Raw genomic sequence first — 20,383 nt, forward strand, 5'->3', positions numbered from 1 at the left:
TTTTGGGGAGTTATTTCGCAGGTGGCGGCGGAGCTCCCGGCAAGCCGAGCGGCGGCAGGTTCAGGCCGGGGATCTGCGGCGCGCCATTGCCGCCGCCGCCCACCGGCGGCAGTCCGAGCTGGCCGCCAAAGCCCGGCACTTCGATCTTGATCGAGTTCGGGTCGACCTTCGGGCCGCGGTCCAGCCAGTAGGTGACCGATTGCGGCCAGAAGATCACGATCGCCACCAGGATGATCTGCATGCCGACCCAGGGCAGCGCGCCCATATAGATATCGGAGGTCTTGACGTCCTTGCTGGCGATCGAGCGCAGGTAGAAGAGCGCGAAGCCGAAGGGCGGATGCATGAAGCTCGTCTGCATGTTGACGCAGATCAGCACGCCGAACCAGATCAGGTCGATGCCGAGGGCTGAGGCGACGGGGGCGAGCATCGGGATGACGATGAAGGCGATTTCGAAGAAATCGAGGAAGAAGGCGAGCACGAAGATGAAGATGTTGACGAAGATCAGGAAGCCGACCGGGCCGCCTGGGATGCCCGAGAGCATGTGCTCGATCCAGCGCGAGCCGTCCATGCCCTGGAAGACCAGGCTGAAACAGGTGGAGCCGATCAGGATCATCACCACCATCGAGGTGATGTGGGTGGTCGACGTCATCGCCTCGCGGATCAGCGGCCAGGTGAGACGGCGATGCAGGGCGGCGAGCGCCATGGCGCCGACAACGCCGAGCGCGCCGGCTTCCGTCGGCGTCGCGAGCCCCATGAAGATGGTGCCGAGCACCAGGAAGATCAGCACGATCGATGGCACCATGCCCATCAGCACTTTGGCGAGCAGCGCCCAGTCAAGGTTGCCGCGCACCTCTTTCGGCAGCGGCGGCATTGATTTCGGCCGGATGATCGACATGACCAGGATGAAGAGGACGAAGATCGCCACCTGCAGGATCGAGGGGCCGATCGCGCCGAGATACATGTCGCCGACCGATCTGCCGAGCTGGTCGGCGAGGACGACGAGCACGAGCGAGGGCGGGATCACCTGGGTGATGGTGCCGGAGGCGGCGATGACGCCGGTGGCAAGGCGCGGGCTGTAACCGTAGCGCAGCATGATCGGCAGCGAGATCACGCCCATGGTGATGACGGAGGCGGCCACCGTGCCGGTGATGGCGCCGAGGACGGCGCCGACCAGGATGACGGCATAGGCAAGGCCGCCGGGAATGCCGCCAAAGAGCTTGCCGGTGCCTTCGAGCAGATCCTCGGCAAGGCCGCAGCGTTCCAGCACCGCGCCCATGAAGGTGAAGAAGGGAATGGCGAGCAGCAGGTCGTTGGAGACGATGCCGAAAAAGCGCAGGGGCAGCGCTTGCAGAAAGGCTTCGCTGAAATGGCCGGTGGCGATGCCGATGATGCCGAAGAACAGGCCGACGGCGGCGAGCGAAAAGGCGACCGGAAAGCCGTAGAGCATGAAGATGACCATGCCGAGGAACATGGCCGGCGGAATAATGCCGAAATCAAACAAATCCGTTCCTCCCGGGGCGCTATTGCAGCGGCTTTTCGTATTTTGTGTCGATGCTGATATGGCCGGTGAGGGCGGCGATCCGCTTGATCAGCTCGGAAACGCCCTGAAGGGACAGCAGTCCGAAGCCTGCGACCAGGATCAGCTTGACGGGCCAGCGGATCAGTCCGCCGGCATTGGCCGATATTTCTCCCTGCCGGTAGGACAGCGCGAAGAAAGGCCAGCAGAGCCAGGTGAGGAAGATGCAGACAGGGATGAGAAACAAGATGAGGCCGACAATGTCGATCCAGATCTTCGCCTTGTCGGACACTGAGCCGTAGATCAGGTCGACGCGGACATGCTCATTGTTGCGCAGCGCATGCGAGGCGCCGAGCATCACGACGAAGGCGAACAGATACCACTGGATTTCCAGCCAGCCGTTCGAACTGTAGTTGAAGGCATAGCGGACGATGGCGTTTCCGGCACTGATCAGACAGCAGAACAGCACCATATATTCGGAAAGTTTGCCCATGATTTGACTGATCGAATCGATCAGCCGGCTTGCCGCCAGAAGTCCCGACATTCGTTTCCCTTATTCTTGTCCTGCCGTTATTCGGCAGCTTTCCCTCTTTGGAATCGGTGTAGACTACGGCCTTCGAAATTGGAAGGATTAATGCCGCGCATAGGCGCATAGTCGTATAGCGCCGTCGCCTTTCTTGCGCGGACTTCGGATTTTTCCGAAAACGATTCCGATTTTCGAGGCTGAGGCGGCACCAAGACGGCCGGCCCGCATGGCCGGTAAAGTATTTTAACAACTCAGGCGTGGATGATTATTTCAACAATCTCGCGACAAGGCTGCATTATCACGCCAAGGCTGTGCTGTTCACCCTGAGGTTTTAGAAAATTTGACCAAATGTTTGATTCGATTGAAATCAATTTTTAAAGGGTTGCCTCTAGAATTCCCGCGCACAGGGAAAGTGTGGATGAAGCCAGATAGCCCGAACAGGGTCCCTTTAGATGTGTATCTGTCGTTTGTGAGTTCTCTTTCCGGGAACCGCATGACGCTTCTTGCTGGCGTAATCGTCCACGTGGCGACATGCCTTGCCGTCGCCGCCAAGACACAGTCTTCCGTCTACATTTTCCTCTCTGCCGCCTTCCTTCTGGTCTTCAGCGTGCGCATGGCCATCTTCCGGCAGTTTGACCGTGTCGACAAGGGGCGGCTGTCGCATGCCGGAATCGAGCGTTGGGAGCGGATCCTGGTTGCCGGTGCTGCCTGCACCACGGCATTGCTTGGTATCGCCAGCGGCTACGCGATCTTCGTCGTGCGCGATTCCTTTGCCGAGCTTGCCTGCATTGCCGTCACTATGGCAACCATGGTTTCGGTCGTCGGCCGCAACTACGGTTCGCGCCTAGCTGTCGACCTTCAGACGTTCTCCTGCTGCCTGCCGATGATCGCCTGCAGCCTGTTGGCGCTGGATTTCTACCGCGGTCTACTGTCGATCTTCCTTATTCCCTTCTGGCTGACGACGCGGGCCATGGCGAATGGCGTTCGCGAGTTCCTTTACGAGAATGTCATCGCGCGCCGGGAAATCACCATGATCGCCGACCGTTTCGATACGGCGCTCAACAACATGCCGCATGGCTTGGTCATGGTGGATGTGGAAAATCGCATTCAGGTCGTCAACCGCAAGGCCTGCGAGCTTTTGAGGATCGGTGCGCCGGAGCGGCTGAAGGATCGCGACCTCGGCGCCGTGCTGCGTTATGGCGCGCGTTACAGCTTCATGGATGCCTCGCAGCCGGAGCTCATCCTGCGCCAGCTCACTCAGGTCGCCGACGGCAACCTGTCACGTACGCTCATTCATTTCCCTGAGGACCTGTCGCTCGAATTCTCCGCCAGCCGGAGGGCCGACGGCGGCGCCGTTCTGATCTTCGAAGACGTGTCGAGTCGGGTGAAGGCGGAGCAGAAGATCATGCACATGGTCCGCTTCGATGCGCTGACCGGCCTGCCGAACCGCGAATATTTCGGGCAACTGATCCAGGAATATCTCGCCAGGCACCCGCGCAAATCAGGACCGCTCGGCTTCATGGTTCTTGATATCGACGAGTTCAAACATGTCAACGACATGCGTGGTCACGTCACCGGCGACCATCTGCTTTGCGCCATCGCCGCCCGCATCAAGCAGGCTTGCGGCAATGCCATCCTCGGCCGGTTGATGGGCGATCAGTTCATCCTGTTCTTCCCGCATGCGAAGGAGCCCACATCGCTCGAGCTCTCGATTCGCCGCGTGCACGCCGCGATTCAGGGTCATTATGAGGTCGATGAGCTCACCTTCCTCGTGTCGCTCAGCGCCGGCTACGCGATCCTCGAAAGCTCGGCCTTTGCAATGGACGAGTGGAGCGTCAAGGCGGATCTTGCCCTGTTCGAGAGCAAGTCCCGCCTCAAGGGCGGCATTTCAGGATTCGAGCGGGAGATGGACGGGCGCTATATCGAGCAGCAGAAGCTGAAGGCTGACCTGCGCGAAGCGGTTTCGGCGCAGGCGCTGCATCTCGTCTTCCAGCCGATGTTCAGGGCCGATGGCACACGGATAGAATGCGCCGAAGCGCTGGCCCGCTGGGTGCATCCGGAGAAGGGCTCGATTCCGCCCGACGTGTTCATCCGGCTTGCCGAAGAGATGGGCATTATTTCCGACATCACCCGTTTCGTCCTGTTCAAGGCCTGCAGCGAGTGCATGAGCTGGCCGGACCATATCGCCGTCTCGGTCAACCTATCGGCGCGCGACCTGCGCGATGCCGATATCCTTTCCGTGGTCGCCGATGCGCTCGCTCATTCCGGCCTGGACGCGGCGCGGCTGCATCTCGAAGTCACCGAAAGCTGCCTGATCGACGAGCCGCAGGCCGTGCGCGCCATCCTGGCGGAGCTGAGGGCCCGCGGCATCACCATCGCCATTGACGATTTCGGCACCGGTTTCTCCAGCCTCAGTTATCTCGACACGCTGCCGCTCGATATCGTCAAGATCGACCGTTCCTTCGTGCGCAACATCGTCGAGGATACCCGCCGTCTCAAGCTGTTGCGCGGCACGGTCCATCTCGCCCGCGAACTCGGCCTGAAGATCGTCATCGAAGGCGTGGAGACCGAGGAGCAGCTCGCGCTGCTCAACAAGCACCGCAGCACCGACCTGGTGCAGGGCTATGTTTTCTCGCAGCCGGTGCCTTCCCAAAACATCCCGCTGTTGCAGCAGGGCATCGGCCGCCGCCCCGTGCAACGTCGCCGCAATAAGGTCGCCTGAGCGCTCTGTGAGCGCCAATTCTTCCACCGAAAATCCCCCGCACCGTTAACCTTAATAGTTTATATACTGGCCGAATTATCGGATTTCCTTGCCTAAATTTCGCCGGCGTATGATTAATGATCCGTTAACGAGCGGATCGAGAGAATGTCAGAGACACTGTTTAAGCGTGGTGATTTCAGCACGAAAATTTTGGATATTCTGGATCATGTCGAATATCGTCGCGTCGAAAGCAGCGAAGACATGGAACAGGTGGAACGCCTGCGTTACAAGGCTTACAAGGCTCATGACGTCCTGGCACTCGCTCCGAAAGGGCTGCTTGATGACAGCGATTTCGACAGCCACGCCTATATTTTCGGGTTGTACTATTATGGTGAGCTGATCAGTACGATCCGCGTTCATTATGTGACACCCGAGCATCGCCTCAGCCAGTCCGGTGGCGCCTTTCCTGAGGCGATGGACGAACTCCTGGACGCCGGGCTGACGTTGATTGATCCGGCGCGTTTCGCAGCCGACCCGGAACTCACCGCGGATCTGCCCTGGGTTCCCTACCTGACGCTGAGACCCACCATCGTTGCGGCCGCTTATTTCCGCGCAGACCGCGTGCTTCAGTTCGTTCGACCGCCGCATGCCGCCTTCTATAAGCGGGTCTTCTATGCCGACACGATCGTCCCCGGCCGACTGGCGAAGAATTACGGGATCGACATGACGCTGATGGCGACGAATGTGGTCGAGGTCGGGCGCAAGCTGTTGACGCGCTATCCCTTCTTCATCTCCAGCGCCAGCGAGCAGCGCATGATGTTCTCGCGCAATCCCAACGACACGTTGCCGCCGCTCACCATTATTCCGACGGCGCGTTTCGTGCCGCCGGGTGAACTCGGCACTGACCTGCCGCTCTGATTTCTCCTGCCTCCGGACGGGGCGACATAGGGCGATGACAAGATCCGCAGCCGATGTCCCGCCATGCTTTTTCCGCCGTGGGAGATGGGTGGTTTGGAACTGTGGCCGCGGCATTCTCATGCATTGCGCTTTCGCCTATCATTGTGTAATCCCTGCAAGCAGGGATTTCCCTCGGCATAAGGGGGAAATCAGGCAGCGCAGAGGCATTTCAGGGAGACGATATTTATGGCCGAACATCATACCGGACCGGTCGAGACCGGCGCGCCGATGGATTACCAGGAACATGAAAAGACCTACGACATGTTCATCGCGGCCACGAAATACGGCTCGATGCTTCTCATCGTCCTCCTGCTTGCGATGACTGCCGGTTTCTTCGGCGGCGCCGGCCTTCTCGGCGGTCTCTTCGTCTTCATCATTCTTCTCGCTGCCGGCATCTTCCTGGTCCGCTGATCGCGGTAAAGGGGGAGGGGACCTTTCCGCAGCTTTGTGACTGAAGCGCGTCGCGATCCTTCAGGTTCGCTCCTCGCGCTTCAGGTCTTCATTTTCTCGCACGTCGTTATCGCAGAACCGCCGTTCAGTTTTGCGCGACATGCGTAGGTGCTTGGCCCGCGCAGGGAGGCCTGCGGCGGTCTGGCTGACCCGGAGGAGGGGGCAGTTGGGCAATATCGTTTTCATTGCAAGGGAAATTGCCGGTGAGGAGACGCGGGTCGCGGCCTCCGCCGAAACCGTGAAGAAAATGAAGAGTTTCGGCTTCGACGTCATCGTTGAAGCCGGCGCCGGGGCGGCGTCACGTATTCCGGACGGAGAGTTCGAGGCGGCCGGCGCCAGGATCGGCAGTTTTGCCGACGCCGGCTCCGCCGACGTGGTGCTGAAGGTCCGCCGCCCGAACGAACAGGAAATCTCATCCTATAAAAGCGGCGCCGCGGTGATCGCCATCATGGATCCCTACGGCAATGACGAAGCGATTGCGGCTCTGGCCAGTGCCGGGCTTTCGGCTTTCGCGATGGAACTGATGCCGCGCATCACCCGCGCCCAATCGATGGACGTGCTGTCATCCCAGGCCAATCTCGCCGGTTACCAGGCCGTCATCGAGGCGGCGGCGGTCTATGACCGCGCCATGCCGATGATGATGACGGCGGCCGGCACCGTGCCGGCCGCCAAGGTCTTCGTCATGGGAGCCGGCGTCGCCGGCCTCCAGGCGATCGCCACCGCGCGCCGTCTCGGCGCGGCGGTTTCGGCCACCGACGTCCGCCCGGCCGCCAAGGAGCAGGTCGCCTCGCTCGGCGCCAAGTTCATTGCCGTCGAGGACGACGAGTTCAAGGCGGCGGAAACAGCCGGCGGCTATGCCAAGGAAATGTCAGCCGACTATCAGCGCAAGCAGGCCGCACTCGTGGCCGAACATATTGCCAAGCAAGATATCGTCATCACCACCGCGCTGATCCCCGGCCGCGCCGCGCCGCGGCTGGTTTCACGCGCCATGCTCGCCTCGATGAAGCCGGGCGCCGTTGCCGTCGACCTCGCGGTCGAGCGCGGCGGCAATATCGAGGGCGTCGTCGCCGGCGAGGTCGCCGATGTCGACGGTGTCAAGGTGATCGGTTTTGCCAATATGCCGGGCCGGGTTGCGGCCAGCGCCTCGGCGCTCTACGCCAAGAACCTCGTCACCTTCCTCGAGACCATGGTCAACAAGGAAACCGGCAGCGTCGTCGTCAACCTCGACGACGAGCTGGTCAAGGCGACGATGCTGACCTTTGCCGGCGACGTGGTTCATCCCGCCTTCGGCGGCGCGAAGAAGGGGGACAACTGATGGCCAGTGAAGCAATGGACAGAGCGCTGGAACAGCTCGACCAGGCGGTGACCGCCGTGATCGCGGCGGCGGCCCAGGCGCCGGAAGCGGCCAGTGCCGCGACCGGCGGGGCCATCGATCCCTTCGTCTTTCAATTCGCGATCTTCGTCTTGTCGATCTTCGTCGGTTATTACGTCGTGTGGTCGGTAACGCCGGCCCTGCATACGCCGCTGATGGCCGTCACCAATGCGATCTCCTCGGTCATCGTTGTCGGCGCGCTGCTGGCGGTCGGCATCTCGACGAGCGGGCTTGCGACCGGCTTCGGCTTCGTCGCCCTTGTGCTCGTTTCGGTCAACATCTTCGGCGGCTTCCTCGTCACGCAGCGGATGCTGTCGATGTACCGCAAGAAGGACCGGTGAGCGACCGATGACCAATATCGCAGCCTTCCTCTACCTCGTCTCCGGCGTTCTGTTCATTCTGGCGCTGCGGGGTCTCTCGCATCCGGCCACCAGCCGCAAGGGCAATCTCTACGGCATGGTCGGCATGGGGATCGCCATCCTGACGACGCTGGTGCTGGCGACGCCCAATTTCGGCGGCTTTGTGCTGATCATCCTTGGGCTTGCCATCGGCGGCAGCGTCGGCGCCTATGTCGCCCGCACCATCGCCATGACCTCGATGCCGCAGCTCGTCGCCGGCTTCCATTCGCTGGTCGGACTTGCGGCCGTGCTGGTCGCGGCTTCGGCGCTCTATACGCCGGCCTCGTTCGGCATCGGCGAGATCGGTCATATCCACACCGAGGCGCGTGTCGAGATGGCGCTCGGCGTGGCGATCGGGGCGCTCACCTTCACCGGCTCGATCATCGCCTTCCTGAAGCTCGACGGACGCATGTCCGGCAAGCCGATCCTGCTGCCCTACCGGCACGTGATCAATGCGGCCCTGCTGGCGCTGATCATTCTGTTCATCATCGGGCTTGCCGTCACCGAAAGCCATTTCGACTTCTGGGCCGTCGTGGCGCTGTCGCTGGCGCTCGGAGTTCTCTTGATCGTGCCGATCGGCGGCGCCGATATGCCCGTCGTCGTCTCGATGCTGAATTCCTATTCGGGCTGGGCCGCGGCCGGCATCGGCTTCACGCTCGGCAATCTGGCGCTGATCATCACCGGCGCGCTCGTCGGTTCCTCCGGCGCGATCCTATCCTACATCATGTGCAAGGGCATGAATCGTTCCTTCGTCTCCGTCATCCTCGGCGGTTTCGGCGGAGAGGCGGCGGCCAGCGGCCCCGATACCTCGGACCGGACGGTCAAGCTCGGCTCGGCCGAGGACGCGGCGTATCTGATGGCCAATGCCTCGAAGGTCCTCATCGTGCCGGGATACGGCATGGCGGTTGCCCAGGCCCAGCATGCCTTGCGTGAACTCGCCGACAATCTCAAGAAGAACGGCGTCGAAGTGAAATATGCCATTCATCCGGTTGCCGGCCGCATGCCCGGCCACATGAATGTGCTGCTCGCCGAAGCGAATGTTCCCTATGACGAGGTCTTCGAGCTCGAGGACATTAATTCGGAATTCGCCCAGGCCGATGTCGCCTATGTCATCGGCGCCAACGACGTCACCAATCCGGCCGCGCGCGACGATAAGACCTCGCCGATCTACGGCATGCCGATCCTCGACGTCGACCGGGCGAAGACCTGCCTCTTCGTCAAGCGCTCGCTCGGCTCCGGTTATGCCGGCATCGACAATACGCTGTTCTACAAGGACGGCACGATGATGCTGCTCGGCGATGCGAAGAAAATGACCGAGGATATCAACAAGGCGATTTCGCATTGATCGAGTGAAATGCAGTTGCCCTCAAGCAGGTCGCATCAAATTAGATTCATGCAATCCGCCTTAGCCTTTTGTTTTTATGGCATGTCGTAGTCCTGGAAGTGTGCGGCGGGGGCTGGATTTCTTATGTCTCGCCCGGCACCAGCGTCATCTTCTCGACCCCGATCGCCAAATTCAGTCCTTCTTGAGCCTGGACGTTCAACGGCTGCAGCATGAACGCTTTGTTGGTGCCGCCGGCGATCACCTTAGCGCCGGCGCCCGCCCCGAGGCTCGCATCCGCCCCGATGCCATAATATTCACCGGCCAAAGCGTATTGCGGCATATCCGTGCCGGTTTTCGCTAGCACCTGCCAGATCATCACGCTCTTGCCGGTCTGGCCGATATCGAGGCCGAACTTCTCGATCTTGCCGGCATAGACCGCCTTGGCGCCGCCGGATGCCGGCGTATAGGTGCAGATCAGGTTCTTCTGCGACGTGATGATCAGACCCTGGCCGCCATCCGATCCGCAGACCAGGCGGCCAAGCGTGACATAGTTTTCCGCGCCCGCCGGGCTTGCCCAGACTGCGGCCGTTAGAGCCGCGGCTGCGATGATGGTTTGCTTGAACATGGTCTTTCTCCTTGGGAACGACCTGTTCGAAACGGGTGCAGGTGGCGATTGTTCCGGGAGGCTGAAGCACGCCGCATCAAACGTGATTCATGGAATGCGCTCTGGCGCTTTGATTTCCAGGAACCCCCGCGCCCTCCGGGCTACATGGGTCAGTCCCGTTCCAGTGCGGCGCGCTGCGCGGTCAACACCCATAACAGGCCTTCGGGCAGGAAATCGATCTCGACTGTACCGCGGAAGGCGGCGGCGGCATGGGCCTTGATAACGGTCGTACCGAAGCCTGTGCGTGAGGGCTCTATCACCGGTGGGCCGCCACGCTCCTCCCAGGTGAAGCGGAGCAGTGCATCCGGCTTGTCTTCCTCCCGGACATCGCGCCATTCGAAGCGGACACGGCCCTGCGGAACGGAAAGCGCGCCGTATTTCACCGAATTGGTGGCCAGCTCATGCAGCGCCAGACCGAGATTCTGTACCGCATCCGGCTTCAGGACGAAATCCTCACCTGTGATTTCGATCTGTTCGCGCGATTGCGGGAAGGCCTGCAGATGGATATCTACGACCCGCCGCAGCGACACGCCTCCCCATTGCTCGCTGGTCAGGAGCTCGATCGAACGCACCAGCCCCTCAAGTCGGTCGGCGACAGCGGCCTGGAAGGTCTCGACGCTGTCGGCCTGCTTGGCGAGCTGGCGCATCATTGCCTGGGCAAGCGTCAGAAGATTTTTCGTGCGGTGGACGAGCTCGTGCATGACGAAACGCAGCCGGTCCTCGGTCTGGCTGCGGTCGAAGGAGGCATTCGACAGGGCGATCGCCACCTGGTTCGCCTCGATGACGCTGGTCTCGACCGGCGAGACAATGTGGCCGTCGCCCATCCGCTTTGCCATTTCGGCGATATCGCGGATGGTGGTGCGCACCTGTCTCGCGACGGCATAGGCGGCGAGCACCGCGACCAGCACAAGCGCCACGCCGCCGATGATGAGGAAGCGCCAGGTGCTGAGGATCGAGGCCTGCGTTACCGGTCCCCAGATCACTGTTTTCCATGACCAGCCGGGAATTTGAGCATAACCGAGAAGCATGTGAGGCAGGATCGTCTTGTCTTCGAAGACACCCCGGGAGAAACCAAGCGCCGGGAGGATGCGCGGATCGAAGGGCGTGCCGGGTTCCAGGGCGGCGGGGCCGGCGGCAACGACGACGTGACCGCTTTGATCGATGACGGCGGCCGACCAGCCGGCAGCGAGGCCCTGAGTCGTCACCAGCCTGCCGAGATCGTTGGCATCCTGCGTGATGATGAGGGCTGCGACCGGATCATCCGCTGCCCGCGGGAGGGTGACGATATAGACCCAATCACCGCTGGTTCTGCCGCGAAACACATCGGAAGCCTCGATGCGACCGGATTTCATGGCGGCATCGAGGGAGGCCATGTTTGCCATCTCTCCGAGAGGCGTGCCGAAAGGCCGGCGTGTATTCAGCAGTTGGCGGCCGGTGCGGTCGACGGCAAGCACGTAAAGCGAATTATTGCGCAGAGCCGTTTCCGTACGCTCGTGGAAGGAGGCGAGATCGCCGTTTTCAAGTTCCGGCGAACTCGACAGCAGCCGCAGCGTCGTCGCCATGTCCTGAAGCTGGCGGTCGATGATGCGCGAAAGGGCCAGCGCGTCCTGCACCGTCTCGCGCTTCAGGGCCGAACGCTGGTTGTCCTCCAGCTGCAGCAGAAGCAGCGTCACGAAGGCGAAAATCGGCAGCGCGATCGCCACCGCCATGGCAATGAGATAGGTGCCGATCGAAGCCTTTGGGAAGAACAGCGCAACGATCTTCATTGAATGCGCCACGCCGCCTGCGCCATCGCACAATCAATCGAGTCCCATCGAGCGAAGGAAAAAATCACCGGGCACAATATATGGCCGCATCCCTTGCGTCGTTCGGACGATGCGCGGCGCTGGGGCGGGCGCTGCCCGCAACAGTTTTCGCTCGCGGTCAGGAACGCAAAGATCCGTATCTCTCGCAAAACGCCCTCAATACGTTTTTTCCAACGCCCGATAGCGGGCTATCGAAGCAGCGACATGTTAGGGGGAGCAGGAGCGGGTTGCAACATCGTATGACATGCCATCGAAGACGACGGATGTTTTTTCCGCCTCTCTTTTCAAGGCGATGCGGCTGCCTTCATGACAGCGCCGACGTCATCGGCGGTCGCTGCACGCGCATCGGGCCGGTCACAGACAAGGCGGCTCCGCCGGAAATTTCTCGCAACAGAAAGGAATTGGAGCATCCGATGGTCCGGCCGCCCCAATGCACATCCTTAGCCGGCTGGGGCGACGCCAACGCGAGCAAGGCCGTCACGAGCCGGCTGGTATTTCGGATCGAGGCCGATCGCATGGCGATAGGAGCGGGCGGCCTTGGCCTTGTCGCCGCGGCGTTCGTAGACGAGTGCCTGGTTGGCCCAGGATTCGGCGATGTTGCCGTTGAGCTCGATCGCATGGTTGAAATCGGCAAAGGCGTTGTCGTCGTCGTTCAGCGCGATATAGGAAATGCCGCGGCCGTTATAGGGCTCGGGCGAGTTCGGCGCGAGCGAGATCGCTTTCGAGAAATCGTCGATCGCCTTGTCCTGCTGATTGCGCTTCTGATAGATCAGGCCGCGATTGTGATAGGCGCGGCCATCGGTGGTGCCGAGTTGGATCGCCCGGTCGAAATCGTTGAACGCCTGGTCGTCCTGGCCGGCCATGCGATAGACATTGCCGCGACCGATATAGGCGACGTCATAGCTCGGGTTGATCTGCAGCGCGGCGTTATAGTCGGCGATCGCCTGGGCTTGCTGACCCATGTTGCGATAGACGAGGGCGCGGTTGGCATAGGCCTGGAAGAAGCGTGGATTGATCTGCAGCGCCGTGTTGAAATCGTTCAGTGCCGGACGGAATTGGCCGCCGCGGCCGTAAGCGGAGCCGCGGACATTATAGCCTTCGGGATCCCGGGGGTTGGCGTTGATAACCGCCGTCAGCGACGCGATGTTCTCTTCCGAACCCTGTGCCTTGTCGATGCGGATCACGGCGTCCGTGGTATTGGTCGTTTCGCAGCCGGCAAGGCCGAACAGGGCGGCCAACGCCATAGCGGGGAGCAATGCGGTTTTCTGCAAGCGCCAGGCGCGGGACGGATTGAAGGTGGTAACAGCCATTCGGGCTCGCTTTCCCCATGCGGCATATCCGATATTGGGATATGCGATCTTCAGCGGCAAACTAAAAAGGCGGCGGCGAACCAATCGCCCCCGCCACAATGCATCTGAAAACGTCGAAAAAACGACGGCAACGCTTAGCGTGCGACCAGGCCTTCGCGCTGGGCGCGCTTGCGGGCCAGCTTGCGAACGCGGCGAACAGCCTCGGCCTTTTCGCGGGCGCGCTTCTGCGACGGCTTCTCGTAGTAGTCGCGCATCTTCATTTCGCGGAAAATGCCTTCGCGCTGCATCTTCTTCTTGAGAGCGCGGAGAGCCTGATCGACATTGTTATCGCGGACAAGTACCTGCACGAGAATCACGTTCCTTTGGTTTGGTTGATGCCTGAGGCGGCGCAGCGCCAGGGGCAAAAAAATAACGTTCGCGCGGCCGCAGCCTTGCGATTGGTGATGCGGGATAGCAGATCGGGTCGGGGAAGTCCAGACGGATATGGGAGGCAGGCGGAAAAATCACACCGGCCCGGTATCCTGTCTCGATCGCGCCGACTCCGGCAGGGCTTCATCCAGAGCTGCAATCGCCTCCTTGAGCGCCGTCCTGATCCGAAGTCGGTCGGCAGGCTCGACCCGGCTCATATCCAGATGCAGGTCGAGGCCGGTGAGATGTTCGCTCAGAACGCGGCTCTTATGATCCGCGCCTAGCGTCAGCCCGTCCACAGCATAGGGCACGATCTCGCGCTGTATGCCCTTCATCGTGATCGGCGGCAGCGGATGGGCATCGACGATCTCGTTGACCAGCGCATAGGTTTCGTAGCTGATGACGATTTCTCCGCCCTGGGCGATCGATTGCAGGCGGGCTGCGAGATTGGCCTCCGCGCCGATGATCGTATAGTCCATGCGGTCGCTGCTGCCGAAATTACCGACATTGCAATAGCCGCTGTTGATCCCCATGCGCACGACGAAAGGCTCTTCGGTGCCGTTTCTGCGCCATCTGTCCTTCAGTTCGCCGAGGCGGCGCTGCATATCTACGGCCATGCGCAGGCAGGCTTTCGCATCCTCCTCCGGGCCCTTCGTTTCCGGATCGCCGAAGAAGACCAGCATGGCGTCGCCGATGAACTTGTCCACCGTGCCGCCATGCGCCAGGGCAATGTTTGACATCTCGGTCAGATATTCGTTGAGCATCTCCGTCAGCGCTTCCGGCTGCAGCCGCTCGGTGGTCGCGGTGAAATCCTTGATGTCGGAGAAGAAGATCGTCAGGCGCTTGCGCTCGGTATGGACGACCACGTCCTTCTGCCCGCTGAAAATGCTCTTGTAGATCTGCGGCGAGAGGTAGCGTGAAATCTTCAGCGAGACGCTGGCGAGGAATTCGTTGGCCGCTTCCAGATCCTGGTTGGCGTTATGGATCGCGCGCGCCTGCTGGCGCTGCAGGAGAATGAAGCTGAGGCCGATGATGGCGACAAACAGAAAGTAGCAGAGCAGGTATTTGAAGGCGAAGACGTTGCTGGCATAGGGCTGCCGGATGATCACTTCCTGGATGCCGCGCACATCGCCCACCTTCCAGTCTGTCTTCGGGCTTTCCGGGTGGCTGTTGTGGCAGGCAACGCATGCCTGGCCCATGACGACAGGTGTGATGAACCGCAGGGTATCGGTCAGTCCGACACGGGTGAGGTCGTTCAGCGTCTGCTGCGGATTGGCGCGCAGCGCCGCGAGCGCATGTCTTTCGAAGTCGTCGAGCTCGTGGGATGCTCGGCTCTTGAACGGCAGATCGGAGACGAAACGATAGGTGATGTTGGCCTGCTGTTCCTTGATGACGTCGCCGAGCTCCAGCGAAAGTGTTGCAGGCAGTGGGATGGCGCCTGGAATATTGGCGTAGTTGTGGGAGACGACCGTGCCGGCGGTCGCACCGCTGGCATGCGCAGCCAAAACGCGTCCGACGACGTTTGCCGAATAATAGGAGCGAATGCTCGATATCAGCGAACTCATGTCACGCGCCTGTCGCCGCAAGGTATTCCCCGAGAGATCGCTGATGTCGAGCCAGACGGCAAGCGGCAGGCCGGCCAACATGGCCAGCACCACGGCGATCAGCCAATAGCCGCTTCGGCGCGCGGCGGATTCGGAAATCACGGCGACCTTACCCTTCTCTTGAAAAAGCGTGCGATTTGCGATTGCTACAAGAACATTTCGCGGGGTGCCCGGCAAGGTCGGAGCCTTGTCATCCCAGCAAAAGCCTGGCCAAAATCGGAGCCGTGGGCGCTTCTTATCGGTTGACTGGAAAGACGAAGGGCAAGAGGTCGAAAACGGAGCGTCCAGGACGCATGCGCGAATGGCATTCGGGCCGAAAGCGGCGTAGCCTGTCTGCCGGCAGACGCGGGCCGCTCCGTCGGCCGCGGGAGGGACAGCCGGTGAGATGATGACGCGCGTGCAGCAAATCGGTGTGGTTATCGGCCTGGCGATCGTGGCGGCGCTGACGATCCTGCGGGCGAACGATCCCGGGATTTTCAAGCTGATCCGCGGGGTGACCTTCGATGAATATCAGCGGCTGGTTCCGAGAAGCTTCGAACCGATGCCGGTCCGCGTGGTTGACATCGACGAAGCCTCGCTGCGCGAATTCGGCCAGTGGCCGTGGCCGCGGGACAGGCTGGCCCTGTTGGTGGACAGGCTCTCGGAGATGGGAGCAGCGGCGATCGCCTTCGATGTTCTCTTCGCCGAGCCGGACCGGCTGTCGCCGCGCAACGTCGTACGCGAGGTCGCCGGCGTCGATCCTTCGCTTGCCGAGAAACTGCCCGATAACGACGAGATATTCGCCGGCTCGATTGCCGGCAAGCCCGTCGTTCTCGGCTTCGGCTTGTCCAACGAGGGCGGTTACCGGCCGCCCGTCAAGGCGGGCTTCGCCTTCACGGGCGAAAGCCCGGTCTCGTCCCCGCCCTTTCTGCACGCTTCGACGCCGCTCAGGCCGCAACTGGAGGCGAATGCAGCGGGGCTTGGCCATATCAGCCTCAATCCGGGCAATCCCTCGCCTGTGGTTCGGGCGGTTCCGCTGTTCCTGACCGACGGCACGCAGCTCTATCCGAATCTGGCGATCGAGGCGCTGCGGGTCGCGCAGGGAGTGTCGACCTATGTGCTGTCGGGCGCGCCCGACCGCGCCGGCATTATGACATCGGCAAAGATCGGCGACTTCGTCGTGCCGCTGACGGCGGCCGGCGAACTCTGGCTCTATGTCACGCCGGACCGGGCCGAGCGTTATATCTCCGCACGCCAGGTGCTCGCCGGTGCAGGCGCCAGCCCCGACGTTGCGGTCGCCATCAACGGCAGCGTCATTTTCGTCGGGACTTCCGCGGCCGGCCTGCAGGACATTCGCGTCACCGCGCTCGGTGAGAATGTCCCTGGCGTTTCGCTGCATGCGCAGGCCGTCGAGCAGATTCTCTCCAGCCAGTTCCTGTCGCGGCCTGATTGGGCGGACGGGCTGGAAATCCTCACGATCGCGGTGCTCGGATGCCTGCTCGTCGTGGTGACGACCTTCGTCAGTCCCGCCGTCGCCTTGGTCTGCGGCCTGCTCATAACGGCAATGGCGCTCGTGGCATCGTGGTTGTCGTTTCTCTATGCGGGACTTCTTCTCGATCCGCTGGCGCCGATCGTCAGCGGATCGATCACCCATTTTGCCGCAACCTCGTTCCGCATTCTGGTTATCGATCGGGAAAGGCGCGAGGTGCGGCGCGCCTTCGGACATTATCTGTCTCCGTCGCTGCTCCATCGCATTGAGCATAACCGCGACGCATTGCGCCTGGGTGGGGATGACCGCGAGCTGACGGTCATGTTCGTCGACGTCAGGAACTTCACCGAGATGAGTGAACGGTTGGCGCCGACGGATGTCGTCGCCTTCCTGAATACATTGCTCGATGCGCTAAGCCGTCATGTCGTGGCCAATGAAGGCACACTCGACAAGTTTATCGGCGATTCGATCATGGCGTTCTGGAATGCGCCGGTCGATGTCGCTGATCATGAAACCAAGGCTGTTCGCACAGCCCTGGCCATGCGCGAGACGCTGGCCGAACTGAACGCCGGCGACGCCTTCGGTTTCGGTCCCGATCAGGAGGTCGGCATCGGCATCGGCATCCATACCGGCATTGCCTGTGTCGGCAATATGGGCGCCAAGACCCGCTTCAATTATTCGGCGGTTGGAGATGCTGTCAACGTCGCTGCCCGCATCGAGTCGTCGTGCAAAGAGGTTGGCTTCGATATCCTCATCTCAGACAGCGCTGCACGTTCAGTGAAAGGAATGGCGCTGATCGACGCCGGCGCCATTCCACTGAAGGGAAAGAGCAGCCGCACTAAGATCCTTGCCGTCCTCGGCGATGAGCATGTGGCGGCATCCCGGGAATTCGCCGCGCTCAATGCCGTTCACCGGCAATTGATGCAAGCCCTGCATTCGCATTCAAAGAATACCCGCAAACTTATGGATACGGCAAAGCTCAGGGCGGATGAGGTGGCGGGCGGTTTGGTGGAATTCTATCGGCGGATACCCAGCAGGACCGACCATTTTCGGGAATTGCCTGCGGGGATCGAAAAGAGCGCCGCCGATGCTGAAAAGTAGAAGCGATTTTTGAAGAGCGGCGCCCTTGTTGAGGGTATCACCTTCACTGTCCGACACGCCGACGGTCCTCCCCGCCTTTGCACTGTTCGTCGAGCACTACGCCATCGTCTGGCGGACATAGCAGTGCCGACGCCTTGACTTGCGAGGATCCCGAAAACAGCCTCACCGACCGCGATTGAAATTCCGACTTCTGTCGTGGTTTCGATCATTCTTATGATCGCGATCTCCATCACGGTGGCGCTCGGGGTCCCGATGATCCAAACCGTGATTCCCGGGCTTTCCGTCATCGTCGTGGCTCCCATGGCCCTCATGCTTGTCGGGTCTATCCGGCTTGGCATGGTGGGGCTTATCATGGTGCGGCCTGTCGTGATGAGGCTTGTCGTGATGAGGCTTGTCGGGCTTGTTCGGTCGCTCCTTTTGCGGCTCGGCCTGTCTCTGTGGCGGATCCTGCCTCTGCGGAGCAGGCGCAACTGCCGGCGGAGGCCGTGTTCTGTCATTTCTTTCCGGTATCACGGAGGCCATATTGCAGCCGCCGAGCATGCCGAGGCCGCCCGAAAGCCGTTGGTTGCCGGAAAGGAAAGGCAGGGCACGCTGGTTTCCAAGTCTGTCAAGGACGTTGCGATCGACCCGACCGGCCGCCGTCATATCGCCATTCGGTTTGGCGACAACGCAATCGCAGCGTTGCTGCAGCTGGCGACAGCCGCCGGGGCCGCAGAAGCTGGCCGCGCCGTTCAAGAGGACGACGGCGGTGGTGCCGTCGGGGCCTACATAGAAATCGAATGCGGTGCCGCGCACGCCGATCGTTCCGGCCGGCGTCAGGATCTGATAGGCCGACGAATTGGAATTGCCGCTGACCCAGCGGAAAGTCCCCTTGGCGGCCTTGATGGTGAGCTTTCTGACCGATTGCGTATCGTCGAACACATATTTGTCGATAACGACGGAGGAACCCCAGCCCACCGCAAGCTTGGTGCCGTCACGAAACAGAAACTGGCCAAGTCCGGATTGCGACGTTCGGATACGCTCGTCGCGGTGAACGCTGCTATTGACTTCTATCGGCCCGGCCTGTCCGGTCACTTCGGTCTTGACGAGCACGGCTTGGCCGACCGGCTCGGCGGCGGACGACGCCTGGGCGCTCAAAAACGTGATGAAAAGCGCGTGAAAGAATGAACGCCGACCCCACATGATATAAGACCCCGGCAACAGGCGAGAATTAACATTTTGGTAACTGCTTGTCTTCTCGCCCACTTGGGTGAGGGTTGGCGGTCCGATCGGTTGCTCGTTGTGCCAATTCCGGAGGAAGCCGAGCGTGCCCTGAAGACAGGGCGTTTTTCGACATCATGTCGCTCAGTGTCAAAACCAAAGCTCTCGGGCGTCGCAAAACAGCCGTTGTGCCGCATTTGGATTTGCGATTTGTATGGGCACGGAGAATAGTCCTTGCCCGAAGGAGAAGAAGGCGGATGCGGAAATATTCGGTTTTTGCCGTGGCGCGAGAGGCCCTTCGTGGCCACAGAGGCTGGGAGAAGCAGTGGACTTCACCAGAACCGCGCGCCGAATACGACGTCGTCATCATCGGCGCCGGCGGACACGGCCTGGGTGCCGCCTATTATCTCGCCAAGGAACATGGCATCACCAATGTGGCGGTGATCGAGAAGGGCTGGCTCGGCGGCGGCAATACCGGGCGCAACACCACCATCATCCGCTCGAACTATCTCTATGAAGAGAGCATGCACATTTACGAGCATTCGATGAAGTTGTGGGAGGGGCTTTCGCAGGAGCTCAACTATAATGTGATGTATTCGCCGCGCGGCGTGATGATGCTCTCGCACAATATTCACGACCAGCAGTCGTTCAAGCGGCATATTCACGCCAACCGGCTCTACGGCATCGACAATGAATGGCTGACGCCGGAACAGGCGAAGGCCTATTGCCCGCCGCTCGATATCTCTGCCAGCGCGCGCTACCCGATCAACGGTGCGGCACTGCAGCGGCGCGGCGGCACGGCGCGGCATGATGCGGTCGCCTGGGGTTATGCGCGTGCAGCATCGGACCGCGGTGTCCACATCATTCAGAATTGCGAAGTGACCGGCATCCGCCGTGCGCCCGATGGACGCGTGACCGGCGTCGAGACCACGCGCGGCTTCATCGGCGCCAGAAAAGTCGGCGTGTCGGCGGCCGGCCACACCACGACGATCATGAAGATGGCCGATGTGCGAGTGCCGCTGCAGTCGAGCCCGCTGCAGGCGCTTGTGTCCGAGCCGCTGAAGCCGATCTTCCCCTGTGTTGTCATGTCGAACACGGTGCACGCCTATATCTCCCAGTCCGACAAGGGAGAACTCGTCATCGGCGCCGGTACCGACCAGTACAACTCTTACTCGCAGACCGGCGGGCTGCAGATCATCACCCATACGCTCGATGCCATCTGCGAACTCTTCCCGATGTTCCGGCGCGTCAAGATGATGCGCCAATGGGGCGGCATTGTCGACAACACGCCGGATCGTTCGGCGATCCAGTCGAAGACGCCGGTTCCCGGGCTTTACGTCAATTGCGGCTGGGGCACCGGTGGCTTCAAGGCAACGCCGGGCTCGGCCAATCTTTTCGCCCATCTGATTGCCCGCGACGAACCGCACAAGTTCAACGCCGGCCTGACGCTGGAGCGTTTCCGCAGCGGCCGGCTGATCGACGAGGCTGCTGCGGCGGCGGTGGCGCACTGACGATGGGTGTTTTCGTGCTCACGCTCGCTGCTTTCGTCGCTCACCCCCTCATCCGTCTTTCAGGCACC

Annotated in this window: 16 protein-coding genes; 8 read left to right on the forward strand and 8 right to left on the reverse strand. The window is 61.3% G+C overall.

Annotated features, from left to right (window positions below):
- Positions 1-10: 10 nt before the first annotated feature.
- Together A7X77_RS12245 and A7X77_RS12250 are read right to left on the reverse strand one after the other, a co-directional pair.
- Entirely contained in the window at positions 11-1,501 is a 1,491-nt protein-coding gene (locus tag A7X77_RS12245; protein ID WP_064683192.1) for a TRAP transporter large permease, read from the reverse strand.
- Between the two features lie 19 nt (positions 1,502-1,520).
- Positions 1,521-2,060, reverse strand: coding sequence for a TRAP transporter small permease subunit (locus A7X77_RS12250; RefSeq protein WP_064683193.1), 540 nt, complete (start codon positions 2,058-2,060; stop codon positions 1,521-1,523).
- 400 nt (positions 2,061-2,460) lie between these two features.
- Between A7X77_RS12250 and A7X77_RS12255 the strand changes: the two genes are divergently transcribed.
- The 6 genes from A7X77_RS12255 (at position 2,461) to A7X77_RS12280 (ending at position 9,265) form a co-directional block, all read left to right on the forward strand.
- Entirely contained in the window at positions 2,461-4,764 is a 2,304-nt protein-coding gene (locus A7X77_RS12255; protein ID WP_064683194.1) for a putative bifunctional diguanylate cyclase/phosphodiesterase, read from the forward strand.
- Between the two features lie 144 nt (positions 4,765-4,908).
- Entirely contained in the window at positions 4,909-5,661 is a 753-nt protein-coding gene (locus tag A7X77_RS12260) for an N-acyl amino acid synthase FeeM domain-containing protein (protein WP_064683195.1), read from the forward strand.
- A gap of 225 nt (positions 5,662-5,886) precedes the next feature.
- Positions 5,887-6,111, forward strand: a complete 225-nt coding sequence (locus A7X77_RS12265) for an aa3-type cytochrome c oxidase subunit IV (protein WP_064683196.1) — start codon at positions 5,887-5,889, stop codon at positions 6,109-6,111.
- Between the two features lie 205 nt (positions 6,112-6,316).
- Positions 6,317-7,465 (forward strand): Re/Si-specific NAD(P)(+) transhydrogenase subunit alpha, encoded by a 1,149-nt coding sequence (locus A7X77_RS12270; protein ID WP_064683197.1) that lies wholly within the window; start codon positions 6,317-6,319, stop codon positions 7,463-7,465.
- A complete protein-coding gene (locus A7X77_RS12275; protein WP_064683198.1) occupies positions 7,465-7,863 on the forward strand; it encodes a proton-translocating transhydrogenase family protein in 399 nt (132 codons plus the stop codon). The genes A7X77_RS12270 and A7X77_RS12275 overlap by 1 nt, the downstream gene beginning before the upstream one ends.
- Before the next feature lie 7 nt (positions 7,864-7,870).
- Positions 7,871-9,265, forward strand: coding sequence for an NAD(P)(+) transhydrogenase (Re/Si-specific) subunit beta (locus A7X77_RS12280; RefSeq protein ID WP_064683199.1), 1,395 nt, complete (start codon positions 7,871-7,873; stop codon positions 9,263-9,265).
- A 121-nt stretch (positions 9,266-9,386) separates the two neighbouring features.
- Here A7X77_RS12280 and A7X77_RS12285 read toward each other — a convergent pair whose 3' ends face one another.
- The 5 genes from A7X77_RS12285 to A7X77_RS12305 all read right to left on the reverse strand — a co-directional run bounded on the left by A7X77_RS12285 (position 9,387) and on the right by A7X77_RS12305 (position 15,137).
- Positions 9,387-9,869 carry a DUF992 domain-containing protein gene (locus A7X77_RS12285; protein ID WP_064683200.1) on the reverse strand — a complete coding sequence of 161 codons (483 nt, stop codon included), beginning with the start codon at positions 9,867-9,869 and terminating at the stop codon, positions 9,387-9,389.
- Between the two features lie 149 nt (positions 9,870-10,018).
- The gene (locus A7X77_RS12290; RefSeq protein WP_064683201.1) at positions 10,019-11,674 is read right to left on the reverse strand and encodes a sensor histidine kinase; all 1,656 of its coding nucleotides are present in this window, start codon (positions 11,672-11,674) and stop codon (positions 10,019-10,021) included.
- Between the two features lie 479 nt (positions 11,675-12,153).
- Positions 12,154-13,023 (reverse strand): tetratricopeptide repeat protein, encoded by an 870-nt coding sequence (locus tag A7X77_RS12295; protein ID WP_064683202.1) that lies wholly within the window; start codon positions 13,021-13,023, stop codon positions 12,154-12,156.
- Between the two features lie 134 nt (positions 13,024-13,157).
- Complete coding sequence (gene rpsU / locus A7X77_RS12300; protein ID WP_003585885.1) at positions 13,158-13,370, reverse strand: 30S ribosomal protein S21; 213 nt, start codon at positions 13,368-13,370, stop codon at positions 13,158-13,160.
- Between the two features lie 156 nt (positions 13,371-13,526).
- On the reverse strand, positions 13,527-15,137 hold the full coding sequence (locus A7X77_RS12305; RefSeq protein WP_064683402.1) for an adenylate/guanylate cyclase domain-containing protein: 1,611 nt from the start codon (positions 15,135-15,137) through the stop codon (positions 13,527-13,529).
- 286 nt (positions 15,138-15,423) lie between these two features.
- Between A7X77_RS12305 and A7X77_RS12310 the strand changes: the two genes are divergently transcribed.
- Complete coding sequence (locus tag A7X77_RS12310) at positions 15,424-17,604, forward strand: CHASE2 domain-containing protein (RefSeq protein WP_064683403.1); 2,181 nt, start codon at positions 15,424-15,426, stop codon at positions 17,602-17,604.
- 162 nt (positions 17,605-17,766) lie between these two features.
- Here the strand turns inward: A7X77_RS12310 and A7X77_RS12315 are convergent, their stop codons facing one another.
- Positions 17,767-18,786 carry a FecR family protein gene (locus A7X77_RS12315; RefSeq protein WP_064683203.1) on the reverse strand — a complete coding sequence of 340 codons (1,020 nt, stop codon included), beginning with the start codon at positions 18,784-18,786 and terminating at the stop codon, positions 17,767-17,769.
- A gap of 275 nt (positions 18,787-19,061) precedes the next feature.
- Here A7X77_RS12315 and A7X77_RS12320 point away from each other — a divergent pair, with 275 nt between their 5' ends.
- Positions 19,062-20,315, forward strand: a complete 1,254-nt coding sequence (locus A7X77_RS12320) for a sarcosine oxidase subunit beta family protein (RefSeq protein ID WP_064683204.1) — start codon at positions 19,062-19,064, stop codon at positions 20,313-20,315.
- The last annotated feature ends 68 nt before the right edge of the window (positions 20,316-20,383 follow it).

The organism is Rhizobium bangladeshense (assembly GCF_001662075.1).
Taxonomy (GTDB): domain Bacteria; phylum Pseudomonadota; class Alphaproteobacteria; order Rhizobiales; family Rhizobiaceae; genus Rhizobium; species Rhizobium bangladeshense_B.